General features: G+C 48.5%; 11 protein-coding genes and 1 tRNA gene. 10 read left to right on the forward strand and 2 right to left on the reverse strand.

All coding sequences use genetic code 11. The features are described from left to right. Positions 1 to 10 precede the first annotated feature (10 nt). The 6 genes from asnB to OCV29_RS00520 all read left to right on the forward strand — a co-directional run bounded on the left by asnB (position 11) and on the right by OCV29_RS00520 (position 6,806). On the forward strand, positions 11 to 1,723 hold the full coding sequence (gene asnB, locus OCV29_RS00495) for an asparagine synthase (glutamine-hydrolyzing) (RefSeq protein ID WP_073605232.1): 1,713 nt from the start codon (positions 11 to 13) through the stop codon (positions 1,721 to 1,723). After that, the gene (locus tag OCV29_RS00500; RefSeq protein WP_073605231.1) at positions 1,720 to 2,562 is read left to right on the forward strand and encodes a polysaccharide deacetylase family protein; all 843 of its coding nucleotides are present in this window, start codon (positions 1,720 to 1,722) and stop codon (positions 2,560 to 2,562) included. The genes asnB and OCV29_RS00500 overlap by 4 nt, the downstream gene beginning before the upstream one ends. 322 nt (positions 2,563 to 2,884) lie before the next feature. Further along, entirely contained in the window at positions 2,885 to 4,048 is a 1,164-nt protein-coding gene (locus OCV29_RS00505) for an RNA ligase RtcB family protein (RefSeq protein ID WP_245796956.1), read from the forward strand. Continuing rightward, entirely contained in the window at positions 4,045 to 4,665 is a 621-nt protein-coding gene (gene prfH, locus OCV29_RS00510) for a peptide chain release factor H (RefSeq protein ID WP_073605229.1), read from the forward strand. The genes OCV29_RS00505 and prfH overlap by 4 nt, the downstream gene beginning before the upstream one ends. A 199-nt stretch (positions 4,666 to 4,864) precedes the next feature. Further along, positions 4,865 to 5,509 carry an RNA ligase family protein gene (locus tag OCV29_RS00515; RefSeq protein ID WP_245796955.1) on the forward strand — a complete coding sequence of 215 codons (645 nt, stop codon included), beginning with the start codon at positions 4,865 to 4,867 and terminating at the stop codon, positions 5,507 to 5,509. Continuing rightward, positions 5,502 to 6,806 carry an AAA family ATPase gene (locus tag OCV29_RS00520; protein ID WP_073605227.1) on the forward strand — a complete coding sequence of 435 codons (1,305 nt, stop codon included), beginning with the start codon at positions 5,502 to 5,504 and terminating at the stop codon, positions 6,804 to 6,806. The genes OCV29_RS00515 and OCV29_RS00520 overlap by 8 nt, the downstream gene beginning before the upstream one ends. Before the next feature lie 181 nt (positions 6,807 to 6,987). On the opposite strand, the gene OCV29_RS00525 is transcribed toward OCV29_RS00520, so the two are convergent. Continuing rightward, positions 6,988 to 7,596, reverse strand: a complete 609-nt coding sequence (locus OCV29_RS00525) for a cysteine hydrolase family protein (RefSeq protein WP_073605226.1) — start codon at positions 7,594 to 7,596, stop codon at positions 6,988 to 6,990. Between the two features lie 196 nt (positions 7,597 to 7,792). Here OCV29_RS00525 and OCV29_RS00530 point away from each other — a divergent pair, with 196 nt between their 5' ends. Then, on the forward strand, positions 7,793 to 8,665 hold the full coding sequence (locus OCV29_RS00530) for a LysR family transcriptional regulator (RefSeq protein ID WP_073605225.1): 873 nt from the start codon (positions 7,793 to 7,795) through the stop codon (positions 8,663 to 8,665). A gap of 44 nt (positions 8,666 to 8,709) precedes the next feature. Here the strand turns inward: OCV29_RS00530 and rtcR are convergent, their stop codons facing one another. Then, positions 8,710 to 10,326 (reverse strand): RNA repair transcriptional activator RtcR, encoded by a 1,617-nt coding sequence (rtcR, locus tag OCV29_RS00535; protein ID WP_073605284.1) that lies wholly within the window; start codon positions 10,324 to 10,326, stop codon positions 8,710 to 8,712. Positions 10,327 to 10,582: 256 nt separating this feature from the next. On the opposite strand from rtcR, the gene OCV29_RS00540 reads away from it, so the two are divergent. From OCV29_RS00540 to OCV29_RS00550, 3 genes are all read left to right on the forward strand, one after another. Next, a tRNA-Met gene (locus tag OCV29_RS00540) sits at positions 10,583 to 10,658 on the forward strand. 263 nt (positions 10,659 to 10,921) lie between these two features. Further along, positions 10,922 to 12,094 (forward strand): slipin family protein, encoded by a 1,173-nt coding sequence (locus OCV29_RS00545; RefSeq protein WP_245796954.1) that lies wholly within the window; start codon positions 10,922 to 10,924, stop codon positions 12,092 to 12,094. Positions 12,095 to 12,242: 148 nt separating this feature from the next. Next, the gene (locus OCV29_RS00550) at positions 12,243 to 12,737 is read left to right on the forward strand and encodes a hypothetical protein (RefSeq protein ID WP_073605223.1); all 495 of its coding nucleotides are present in this window, start codon (positions 12,243 to 12,245) and stop codon (positions 12,735 to 12,737) included. Positions 12,738 to 12,751: the final 14 nt, after the last annotated feature.

The following is a 12,751-nucleotide window of genomic DNA, read 5'->3' on the forward strand; positions in this document are numbered from 1 at the left end:
GAGGTTGTTTATGTGCGGAATAGCAGGATACCTGCGACTGAATGCTGCCAGTCCGGCAGTCAGTCAGGCTCAGATTCAGATTTTACGGGAAAGCATTGCTGCCCGTGGTCCGGATGAAACGATGGAATGTATTGATGAACATCAGGGATTATTTTTCAGCAGACTTGCCATTACCGGCAGCCCGGGGAATGCAAGGCAACCCTTTCAGGACGGGAAAAGTTTTTTGTTATTTAACGGGGAAATTTATAACTACCGGGAACTGGCAGTCGCCGAATTGAATATGCCTCTGGCGGCGGATCGCTGCGATGGGGAGGTCATTTTACCCCTGTTTCACCGGTATGGGATGGCGGGAACGCTCTCCCGGCTAAACGGGCCTTTTGCGCTGGCCTGGTTTCGCCCGGATGGGATGATGCTGGCAAGAGATTCTGTCGGGAAAAAGCCGCTCTATTATTTGTGTCAGGACGAGACGTTGTTCTTCTCATCTGATATTACCGGATTAATGAAAATTAAGCATGAAATCGATCTTGATCCCTACGCGGTAGGTGATTATTTCATATTTAAATCAGCTGGTGTAAAAAGCAGCCTGATTAACGGCATTTCTGAAGTCCCTCCCGGATATTTCCTGTGGGTCAATCATGGACGCTACCAGCCGGAACTGTGCCGGTTTTTTGCAGAAACGGATGTGAATCCGGACAGTGAGATTACCCCGGAAGAGCTGATTACATCCCTGAACCAGTCAATTCAGCTCCGCTCTGTGAATGATAAACCCATTGCCTCTTTATTGAGTGGCGGGCTGGATTCTTCGATTATTAATTATCTGCTGCAACAGCAGGAGCAGACTTTCCGGGCGTATACGATCGGCAGTAATGATGTGGACGACCCATTGGATGAAATCCCGCTGGCCACTGAATTTGCGGAAGATAACCGGATCAACCACCAGTCTTTGCTGCTGAAAACTGAAGCGGTTCCGGAGCTGTTGGAAGCTTCAGTGATTGCCATGGAACAACCGGTCCAGGATCCGATTATTGTCAACTCTCTGGCTTTGGCCCGGCATATAGGTCGGGAGCACAGGGTGCTGTTAACAGGAGATGGTGCCGATGAGCTCTGGCTGGGGTACGATCGGTTCAGAACCTTTGCAGAATGTGGTGTTGAAGACTATCTGCAGGCACTGTCTTTATTCCGGCCCGAGTCATTACACCTGCCAGATTATCATCCGGAGCATTACTTCGGTGTCTCTCCTTACGGCCGGGATCTGGCGTCCTTAGCCGAACTGGAGCGTTCGATCCGGTTTAAAAATTACCACCTGACCCGGATGGATCGGATATTTATGAAAAACGGACTGGAAACCCGCAGCCCGTTTTTAGATACCAATCATATCCGGCTATGTGCCCGTTTGAGTGCAACCCGTAAGTTTTTTCAGGGGAAAGGGAAATGGGCACTCCGGTTAGCTTTTTCCGGAACGCTGGGACAGCGTATTTGTTTTCGTAAAAAGCAGCCGTTTACTTTTCCGCTGCATTATTTTCGTCAGCCGGAATTTTTTGATTACTTTACCTCGCCACTCAATGACCGTCAGTCGATTGTCCATGACTATGTGGATTTAAGTGAACTGACCGGCAAAGTATCGAGGGGTGTTGGACTGAATGAATCCGATTACCACAAAATCTGGTCGGTGAAGGTATTTGAACTCTGGCATCGCCGGGTTTACAGAGGATGTTTATCATGAATGGATTCCGGTATCTGGATGAGGTTGCCACAATGGCTGTGCCTCATATCTATTTTGCTCTCAATATTGAGGACAGTACGCCATCTGGCCTGGGGCATGGATTCACAGGCGTGAAGTTTGATCCGGATTATAAAAACCACAGCTGGCGGATGTATGGCTTGCAGGAAGGCATGTTTAACCTGCTTGAGATGTTCAGGCATCATCAGGTGCCTCTGGCGTTACTGATTAATTCTGATTTTGTGGAAAAGTATCCGGCGTTGGTTGTCCGGCTCAGGGAATATCAGAACGTTGAAGTGATTGGTCATGGTCAGACGAATACGGATTATTTTCACCAGCTGGATTTTGCTCAGCAGGTTGAGTACAGCCGACACGTCAAAGATGTTCTGGAATCCGGATTGAAGTTGCCGGTCAAAGGTTGGCTGTCACCCTGGATTAACGGGAATGAACAAACGATTCCGGCACTCTTTGAAGCCGGTTATACGTACACACTGGATCGATCGGTCTCTGACTTTGTTGGTGAATTTCAACAAGGAGGCGCCCGGCTGGCTGCTGTCCCCTATAATATTGAGGTGAATGACACGCCATCTTTATGTGCTAAAAGTTTGTCTAACCAAGATTATTTTCAGTCAATTATCGACTATATCGACGGTCTCAGGTTTCTTGCCCGGACCGATGCGGCGCCTGTCGCCGCATTTCCTTTGCACACGCCGGTCGCCGGTAGACCACATCGTCTGGTGTATCTTGATTCCGTGCTGTCAAAGTTAAAACAGCGGGAATCTGATGGTGAACTGGTTCTTTCGACACCGGGTGCGATTTTATCCGGCTTCCGGCAGCAATAGCCAGTGACAGAAGTCAGCCAGAGATGGGTTGACTTCTTTTTCATCATCCTTTAGCATCCGCGCCAACTTTTCATCAACTTCACTGTGGAGGACACAAATTATGCTGACAATTTCGATTTCCTTTGCAGATCTTACCGACATCAAATAGCAGAACACTGCTTTCTCTGTTCTGCCTGTCCGGCAGATCTGCCAATATCGATCCGATAACTTTTTAAATTCAGATAAGTCTTCAGGGCTGTTTTGGTTCTGATTCCGTTTGTTTATCTGTGATTGTTTGAGTTTTCCGGATCACACATCTGAACTAAATGTTTACAGGAAAAAGATGATGGGCAATATCATCCGGACAATTTCTGAACGGGCCACCCTGATCGCATCAGAAGCGACGTGGATTGAAGGGCTGGCGATTGAACAACTGAACAAAACAGCACAACTGCCGGATATGGTGGCAGTCGCCGGTATGCCGGATTTACATCCGGGCCGGGGCTATCCGGTGGGCGCTGCATTTTTTAGCCGGAAGCGAATTTATCCGGCACTGGTGGGGAACGATATTGGCTGCGGCATGGGGTTATGGCAAACCAGCCTGAAGGTTAACAAATTTAACCCGGAAAAAATTGAAAAGCGGCTGAATGGCGTGACATCTCCTTTACCGGCATCGTGGCACCCCTATATTCAGTCCAGACAGCAGGCGCTGAATATCAACCCCGGCAGCTTTGATGTTTCACTGGGAACGATTGGCGGCGGGAATCACTTTTCGGAATTTCAACAGCTTGACGAAGTGTATTGTGAGGCGACCGTTGCGGCGCTGGGGATGAACCCGAAGCAGCTCCAGTTGCTGGTGCATTCCGGCTCGCGTGGTTTGGGGCAGCAAATACTGATGGCGCATATTCGCCGTTATAACCATGATGGGATAGCCGAGTCCGGTGCAGGATTTGCGGATTATTTACAGCAACATGATGAAGCGGTGCGCTGGGCAGTTCTGAACCGGGAACTCATTGCTTTGCGGTTTCTGGATGCGGTGCGGGGCGAGGCTGAACTGGTATTGGATGTGACACATAATCTGGTGTCTCCGGCACAATTCCAGGGTGTGTCCGGTTGGATTCACCGTAAAGGTGCGACACCGGCTGATCAGGGTGTTGTGGTCATTCCAGGTTCCCGCGGGGATTACACTTATCTGGTTAAACCGACGACCAATGAGGCCGGACTTCTTTCGTTGGCACATGGTGCCGGGAGAAAATGGAAACGGGGAGATTGTCAGAGCAGGCTCAGTCACAAATATCGTCAGAGCGACTTACAGCGAACCTCACTGGGCAGCCGGGTCGTCTGTAAAGACAAAACCCTGCTGTATGATGAAGCGCCACAGGCGTATAAGAAATGTGAATCGGTGATCAGTGATTTGGAAAATGCGGGTCTGATTACCCGGCTGGCACGGCTGAAGCCGGTCCTGACATTTAAAACGGATGGTGGAGACGGAGGAAAACAGCAATGATTTTACTGCAACTCTCCGCTGGCCGGGGGCCGCTGGAATGCTGTCTGGCCGTTGGTCTTGCACTACAACAACTGGAAATACAGTGCCATGAGTCTGGTGTACGCAGCCAGATTATCGAGACGGAACCTGCCGGGAAAAATGGTTGTTTTCACTCCGTGCTGGTTGAACTGGCTGGGGATAACAGCCCGCACATTGCGAAAAACTGGCAGGGCAATATGCTGTGGATTGCTCCCAGCCCCTTCCGGCCAAAACATCCACGTAAAAACTGGTTTTTCAGTGGGCAGGTGTTTAGACCGGATGAACAACAATACCGGGAAAATGAGATACGTTTTCAGACCTGCCGGGCTTCCGGAGCGGGTGGACAACATGTCAACACCACAGAGTCTGCGGTCCGGGCAATACATATTGCATCGGGTATCAGTGTTCGGGTTGAAACCGAACGAAGCCAGCATGCCAATAAACGATTGGCAAAATTATTACTGATGCAGAAATTACAGGTTGCCGAAGCGCAGAAGATAAAACAGCAGTACAAAGCGCGCTGGCAGCAACACCATGCTCTGGAACGGGGTAACCCGGTCCGGACATTTGTAGGAAAAGATTTTCGTTTAAAGAAGTGATATCAGTTACATTCAATCATTGATTGGAAAATAAACTGAATCGGTATCAATTAAGAAACAAAACAAAAGAGGACAGCGTTATGTAATTCCATCATCACACAGCGGTTGAAGGCGTTTGGCACCTGATGAACAGGCTGTCGCGTCATGCTGTGTTGATTCATGACAGCATTTAAAGATGAATCAATGAAAAGAGGAACAGATGATGAGAATGAAATACCCGAGAACACCCCATTTACCATGGTCCCGCGGGGCAACTGATGATGATGTGTTTCAGCGTCGGTTGAGTTGCTTCAGTGGAAAAGAAGTGATCGTCACAGAAAAAATGGACGGTGAAAATACCACAATTTATCCGGATTACATTCATGCCCGCTCGATGGATAGCTTGTTCCATCCTTCCCGGACCTGGGTGAAAGCATTGCAGGGCAGAATTGGCTGGCAAATTCCGGATGGCTGGCGGGTTTGCGGTGAAAATATGTATGCGAAACACTCAATTGCCTATCATGACTTAGCGAGTTATTTTCTGGCTTTTTCCGTCTGGGATCAGAATAACCTGTGTCTGAGCTGGTCTGAGAGTGTTAAATTTTTTGAGCGGTTAGGTCTGAAAACACCACCGGTTTTGTATCAGGGCTTTTGGTGTGAAGCCACGATCCGTGAGATTCAGCAACGTCTGGATACCCAAACTCAGGAAGGTTATGTCGTCCGGCTGGCGGATGCATTTCATTATGATGATTTTAGCCAGAGTGTTGCAAAATGGGTCCGGCGCAATCATGTCTCGACCGGAGAACATTGGATGAAAGCGGAGACAGTGCCGAACCTGCTGGCAGGAGATGAACGGGATGCGTGAACTGAAATTATGGCTTGATGCGCTGGCTGCCGGTGCGACGCCGGATTTTGAAGAATGTTTGTCCCGGCTGGGCGGTTTTTTCCCGTGGCTGGAACGTTTTGCTGATACACCGCAGGAGCCGGAATGGCACGGTGAAGGCAATGTTGCGATTCATACGTCGATGGTAATGGAAGCTTTATATCAGTTACTTGAAGGACCAGCGCAACATATTTGTGGCAGCAAGCGGCAAGCACTGATTCTGGCAGCATTACTGCATGATATCGCTAAACCTGTCACGACACGGATAAAGCTGATTCGTGGTGTGGAACGGCTTGCTGCAACAGGGCATGAGGAACAGGGAGCCAGTTATCTGGCTCCCCGGTTGATGGCTTTGCCGCTGGATTATCCGGTGGTGGCGATGATTCTTGGGCTGGTCGGGTTTCATCAGGTTCCCAAGTTGCTGGTGGTGAGAAATCAGGGCTACAGTTGTTACCTGCATCTGGCCCTGAATGTGGACCTGGAACTGATGTACTGGCTGGAGCGGGCAGATATGCAGGGGCGGGTGTGTGCCGATCAGGCAGAACAACTGGATATGCTGGCGCAGTTTGCCCTGTTTGCGCAAGAATATGGACTGTGGCAGGTTGCGAATCCGCGCACGCAGATTCTGCCGGCCGTTCAGGTGAAAAATACGCCACGCGAGCAAGTCTATCTCGATAACTATGCGGTGGCTGAACTGGCTGGTGCTGACATTGTGATGGCTGAAGAAGCCATCGCCCGGACTTACCGGGCTGCATCTGTTTATGGACATCTGTATGTGATGTGCGGTATCAGCGGCAGTGGAAAATCAAGCTGGATACAAAAATATCTGGCTGATTATCATCTCATTTCACTGGATGAAATCCGGGCGGAAGTTCATGGTGATCGCAGTTGCCAGAAGGATCCGGGACGGATTGTTCATTTAGCTCGGGACCGGCTGAAAGCGGCACTGGCGAAACGGCGAAATATCGTCTGGGATGCCACCAACCTCCGGCTGGATTACCGGAAAGTTTTATGTGATTTGGGACGGGATTACGGTGCGTTGGTGACATTGGTTGTGTTTCATCTTCAGATTCCCAACCTGAAAGCCAACGACAGAAGCCGCCGGTTTACTGTGGGAGGTGATGTGATTGATGAACAGGTAAACAGCCTGCAATGGCCGGCAATCACCGAAGCTCACCGGATGATCATCGTGGGTGATAAAGGCAGAACGCTGGCCCGCTTTGGCAGCTTTCAGACGGGAGAGCCCGGAGAACAAACAGAGGAAAAAAGCAGCGTGTGAAAGCGCTGCTTTTTTATTGAATAGCTTTTTGATTGAACAAATTGCCGGTTCAATAGTTTGTTCATTAAACACCTTGTTCATTAAGCACTTTGTTCATTAAGCACTTTGTTTATTAAGCACTTTGTTCATTAAAAACTTTGCCCAAAAGAAACTGCTGACTGAACTGAATAAGTGACTGGTTTTAACCGGCGGCAATCAGCTGTTTCAGATTGAGGATGGCAGCATAGCGATCACTCAAGGCCGCCATTGAAGCATGATGCAACATATCAGCGTCGACAACCTGTCCGTTTTCATCCTTGAGTGAACGGGTTGCACAGGCATCGGCACAAACGATATTGGTGTATCCCAGCTCTGTTGCCCGGATGGTGGTTGCTGTCACACACATATGGCTCATCAACCCTGCGATGACCAATTCTTTCCGGCCGGTCGATTTCAGCAGGTTTTCCAGCCCGGTATTAAAAAATGAATTGGGCATCGACTTGATGACGATGGTTTCATTGTCTGCCGGACACAGCGGTTCGACAATTCCGGCCATTTCTGTTTGCGGATGAAATACCTTGCTGCCCGGCGCTGCATGGTGAACCACGTGAAACACCGGAACCTGTTGTTCACGGCAATAATTCAGCAGTTTTTGAGCTTGTTGAATGGCCTGCGTTCCGGCTTCACCCAGTGCCAGCATACCGCTGGTATACTCTTTCTGATAATCCACTAAGATTAAAGCGGTCTGATTCCAGTTGGCCGTTGTTTCAGCTATTCCGGCGATAGTGCGTAATGTATTGAATTGACTCATTGTTTATTCACCCTAATGATAATTAACCGATATACTTATATTCAGGTCGTTTGGATATATATAATTTATGCGGTGAATCAGCAGAAGTAATCAGGCGATTTTGCACAAGGGTTGTGCATTTTTGCGTGTGACCCGGCATTGTGTGACCCGACATTGTGTGATGCTGGAGAAGCGGACTGATTTGAATAGGTGACGTATGGATAACATCAATTGGGATGATTTACGTTTTTTTATAGCGCTGGTTGAAACTGAAACCGTCAGTGCCGCGGCGAAACGGCTTGGCGTCAATTACGCCACGGTTTCCAGAAGAGTGGAAAGGCTTGAGTCTGCAATCCGGCAGAAGTTGTTTGACCGGACGCTGAGCGGGTATCAGCCCACGGTTGAAGGTCTGGTGCTTTATCACAAAACCAGTCATCTCCGGGAGCAGATTCAGGGGCTTGAATCTGACTTTTTTCCTGAACATCAGTTCCGTAAACCTGTTGTGGTTTCGATGGTGTCATTTTTGGCCGAATATCTGGTGATTGAGGGGCTTAAACCCTTATGTAAAAAGTCACCTGAGTTACGTTTGGAAGTCGATATCACCAGTCGTAATGTCAGTCTGATGAAGAAAGAGGCCGATATCGCTCTGCGTCTGAATCTTCCCGAAAGCGGGGAGTCACTATGCCGGAAAATTGGCCAGCTGGATTATGTGTTATACAGCAACGCTTACTGGATGGAGCGACTGCTTTCCGGCCGGGAAGTTCATCTGGTGACTTATACCCGTGAGCTGGCCCATCTGCCGGAAGCCCGTTACCTTATTGAACGGTTTGGCCATCAGTCGGTCCGCTTTCAGTCTGATTCTGTGACGACCCAGAAAATTGCGGCTGAGCAGGGGTATGGCATCGCACTCCTGCCGAAAATCTGTATTCCACAGCAAGCTCATGCCTCATCAGTGCAGAAATGCATCCTCAGCCGGGATGTATGGATGCTGAGTGCAAAGCTTTCCTCCCAGTCAGCCCCTGTGCGGTTAGTGATGTCGGAACTGGCTCAGTTATTTGCTGACAGCCGGACGGATGAGGCGACGGAGTAGCTATCATCGTTTTTCATCAGGCTACAACACCATTTTTCACCGGACTATTGCGTTTCTGGTTGTTTTTGCCTGTGAATGTCGCGCCATTTGAGTCCGAACCGGGCCAGATATTTTTGCAGGCGGGTTGAATCATTAGCGGTCGTTTTTTGCTGACGACTGATATGAAATAGTTCCCGCCCGGCGGCAGCCATACTGGGTTGTTGCATACAGGTGCGAAGGACAGCATTGAGTTGATGGCGGTCAAATAAATCCATCTGCGCGATTACTTCTTCACTCAAAAACAGGGGTAAGACTTCACGATGCTGATGCGCATGGCCCGGTTGCCAGTCCGATTGCAAACGGGTAATTTCTTCTTCAACATCACCGACCGCGATCCGCGAAGAGTCTGCCAGCGTGCATAAGCGGGTGACAGATGCGCCCAGATCCCGGAAATTTCCCCGCCACAGCGCTTGTGGCGAGTGCGCAAATTTCAGATAAGTCAGGCGGGCCTCTTTATTGAAACGGATTTGATGACCATGCTGCTGGCTGAATTTATCCAGTTCAAAATCAATATTCGCTTCCAGATCTTCTTTCCGGTCTTTCAGCGCTGGCAATGTGTAGGTCCAGAGGTTAATCCGGGCGAGCAAATCGTCGCGGAACTTCCCCTGCGCTACCTGTGCTCTTAAGTCACGGTTGGTTCCGGCAATTAACTGGAAATTACTCTGGACATCCTTGTCACTACCGACCGGATGAAAGGTGTGGTTTTCAATCGCACGCAATAACATGGCTTGTTCTTCCAGCCCCAGTTCCCCGATTTCATCTAAAAACAGTAGCCCGTTGTTGGCTGCCCGGAGAAAGCCTTCCCGTGCCGATGCTGCACCGGTAAATGCGCCCTTGGTATGGCCGAACAGGGCTGCCATTGCATTTTCGCCTTTCAGGGTCGCGCAGTTGACGACAACCAGCTGGCCGGAGAGCATGCTGCGCATTTTTTTAAGCTGGTAAATCCGGGTCGCCAGCTGGCTTTTTCCGGCACCTGTTGGTCCGGTCAGTAAAATCGGTGCTTTGGAGCGGATTGCAACTTTTTCAATCTGTACGATGAGTTGGTTAAACGCCTTGTTGCGGGTCGCGATGCCGCCTTTCAGAAACTCGGTTCCCTGCTGATGCTCGTGATCAAAACGGGTCGCAAGCTGGTCATATCTGGATAAATCCAGATCTATCATCTGAACTTTCCCAATGCTGCGATCGGCTTTGTCTTGATCGGGAGACGTCTGGATTAACCGGCCGGGGAAATGACGGCTTTCTGTCAGCAGAAAGGTACAGATTTGTGCGACGTGTGTCCCTGTGGTGATGTGAAACAAATAGTCACATTCATCGATGTCGAATGTCTGACTGCGACAGAAGTCATAGAGCTTGGCGTACACTTCTTCGAAATCCCACGGGTCGTCAAAATTCATCGGTGTCAGATGAACTTTTGTTTGCGGGGAAACCAGTGCGATATCGTTTTTAACGTAATCAGCCAGCCGGTAGTTCGGGTCACCGTGTAAAAGATAGAGTTCATCAATGACCAGATCGGGTTGCTTGACCAGAGAGATATTCGGGCGCCATTTTGTCCAGCGAATTGAGCGCTTTATCGAATCCAGTGTGGTGCCAAGGAAGCTGACGGCAATCATTTTCTTTTTCATCAGAATATTCTTTTGGATATTTTTATATCTATATTTCAATATTTTTATGATTTTAGTGCAAGATGTTTTTTCGGTTTTATTGTGTGGTTTTGTTTTATTTGTTTTTAATTTCAATTAATTAGGTTTTATTTCTGATGAAAGTATCCCGTTTGGCACGTTGCTTGAAATAATAATTAGCGTGATGTGTTGATGGGTGTGTTTCTGAATAACACGCCGGTGCGTTTACGCTGTAATCACGTATACCGACATCACGATTGTTTAAGTAGCTCAGTGGGTAGAGCAGTGACCTCATCAGTCATTTGTCGCGGGTTCAACTCCCGCCTTAAAAACCAGGAATCTCAAAGGGAGAAGCGGGTTCAACTCCCGCACTTAAATAAATACGTTATTAAAACATGAGGAAAAGTTGTGATGACCGCTATGTGGTGTCGTTTGGCTGGCACCAGTTTTCAGCAAGCCGGAAGCTCCCTGAAGACTGAACCGGCAGGACTACATCAACAATAAGTTATTCACCCTGATCCAGGCTGGCGCCTGCCGGAGAGCAGTTTGACTCTGGCAGGCGACCACCAAATCAACCTAAACCAGAAGGAACGAAACAATGTCAGTAGTTCGTATGCAATTAAAAAAGAAAATTAAGGTCGCAGAAAATCAGCGGGTATTTGTTCTGAAAAATCAGCAATTGAAACAAGTACTGATACCGGGAAACTATTCGTTTTGGAATCTTGCTAACCAGCCTGAATTTATCAGTTTTGATATCAATCAGCTGTTTTACCGGGAACAGAACAGTAAGCGGTTATATGAACAATCTGAGGTGTTTCGGGCACATATTGATCATTACCAACTGAGTGAAGGTGAAGCAGGCATGCTTTATCTCGATGGCCGGTTAACTGGCATAGTCGCACCCGGAGAGTCGCTGTATGTGTGGAAAGATGCGGGAGATATCCGTCTGGATAGAATTCATATCACAAATACACTGGATGTGACATCTGAATTACAGGCGCTGTTCCGTCAGACGGGAGTGAATGCTGCCAACCGGTTAATTTGCAGCGTCAATACGGTGAAGACACAGCCAGCTGCTGAGCTGCGCGTACCACCGGCACACGTCGGTTTGTTGTATATCAACGGAGAACTGGCACGTCTGTTGTCTCCGGGAGACTACAGTTTCTGGCAATTTAACCGGACGATTGAAATGAAACTGTTCGATTGCCGGACGCAAATGCTGGAAATTTCCGGGCAGGAAATTTTGAGTAAAGATCGGGTGAGTTTGCGGCTGAATTTGAATGCCAGCTTTAAAGTGACCGATCCACAACTGGCTGCGGTGAGTCTGGCAAAGGTTGAAGATTATGCATACAAAATGTTGCAGCTGGCATTGCGTGAAGCCGTGGGTACTAAAACGCTGGATGATTTGCTGCTGGATAAATTGTACATCAATGAAACCGTGAAAGCGTTGGTGGCTGAACAGTTAAAAGCTGTGGGTGTGACGTTGGAGAGTGTGGGTGTGAAAGACATTATCCTGCCCGGAGAGATGAAAGCGATTCTGAATCAGGTTGTCGAAGCGCAAAAAGCAGCAGAAGCAAACGTGATTAAGCGACGTGAAGAAACAGCAGCGACACGAAGTTTGCACAATACGGCAAAAGTGATGGAAAACAACCCGACATTATTGCGGTTGAAAGAACTGGAAGCTTTGGAAAAAGTCGCGGACAAAATTAATAACCTGAACGTTTATGGTGGACTGGAAGGCTTGATGAATGGGGTTGTGAAAATGACCTGAACTCCGGCTGTCTGTCGTCAGGGCTGACAGCCGGTAAATTCATCCTTCTGTTCACCAGCGAAAAATAAAAGAAAACAATAAGTTTCATGTCGTCTTTTCATGCCGTTTTTTCATAGAAAGATAAGACGACAACGCTAGGTAAAACAACATGAAGACAAAAACAATAACAGTAAAGAACAATCAAATTGCGCTGGTGATGCAAGCGCGGAAATTATTCAAGGTATTCACCCCCGGTACTTATGCGCTGCGGGAAATGAATGAAACGTCAGAGATTATCACAATTGAGACTGACAAATTGTATACAGATGGCTGGCAGGCTGGGCTGCTGGCGAAACACCGGCAGGCACTATTGCCTTATATCGCGTCATACTCGCTACAGCACAATGAAATCGGATTGTTGTATGTGGATAACATGATGAGCCGGATTCTCAAACCGGGCCAACCCTGCTTTATCGGGAAAAGCATGGAGAACATTCGTCTGGAACGGGTTCCTGTCCGTGAGGAGATTGACATCGACCCGGATGTTTTATGGCTGGTATATCAGGCCGGGATGAATGGTGCCGGGAAAGAGAAACAGCAGCGGATGCATTGTCCTGATGGTGGCCTTGATCTGCTGGAAGCCCGCGTTAGTTTTTATATCTGATTTCCCTGAGCAGA

The sequence above is a fragment of the Vibrio aerogenes genome (assembly GCF_024346755.1).
GTDB lineage: Bacteria > Pseudomonadota > Gammaproteobacteria > Enterobacterales > Vibrionaceae > Vibrio > Vibrio aerogenes.

Bases quoted from the DNA above. Each gene is read 5' to 3' on its own strand.
- OCV29_RS00505 (WP_245796956.1), top strand. From the start codon at position 2,885: ATGATGGGCAATATCATCCGGACAATTTCTGAACGGGCCACCCTGATC.
- OCV29_RS00520 (WP_073605227.1), top strand. From the start codon at position 5,502: ATGCGTGAACTGAAATTATGGCTTGATGCGCTGGCTGCCGGTGCGACG.
- rtcR (WP_073605284.1), bottom strand. From the start codon at position 10,326: ATGAAAAAGAAAATGATTGCCGTCAGCTTCCTTGGCACCACACTGGAT.
- OCV29_RS00530 (WP_073605225.1), top strand. From the start codon at position 7,793: ATGGATAACATCAATTGGGATGATTTACGTTTTTTTATAGCGCTGGTT.
- OCV29_RS00500 (WP_073605231.1), top strand. From the start codon at position 1,720: ATGAATGGATTCCGGTATCTGGATGAGGTTGCCACAATGGCTGTGCCT.
- OCV29_RS00545 (WP_245796954.1), top strand. From the start codon at position 10,922: ATGTCAGTAGTTCGTATGCAATTAAAAAAGAAAATTAAGGTCGCAGAA.
- asnB (WP_073605232.1), top strand. From the start codon at position 11: ATGTGCGGAATAGCAGGATACCTGCGACTGAATGCTGCCAGTCCGGCA.
- OCV29_RS00525 (WP_073605226.1), bottom strand. From the start codon at position 7,596: ATGAGTCAATTCAATACATTACGCACTATCGCCGGAATAGCTGAAACA.
- OCV29_RS00515 (WP_245796955.1), top strand. From the start codon at position 4,865: ATGATGAGAATGAAATACCCGAGAACACCCCATTTACCATGGTCCCGC.
- OCV29_RS00550 (WP_073605223.1), top strand. From the start codon at position 12,243: ATGAAGACAAAAACAATAACAGTAAAGAACAATCAAATTGCGCTGGTG.
- prfH (WP_073605229.1), top strand. From the start codon at position 4,045: ATGATTTTACTGCAACTCTCCGCTGGCCGGGGGCCGCTGGAATGCTGT.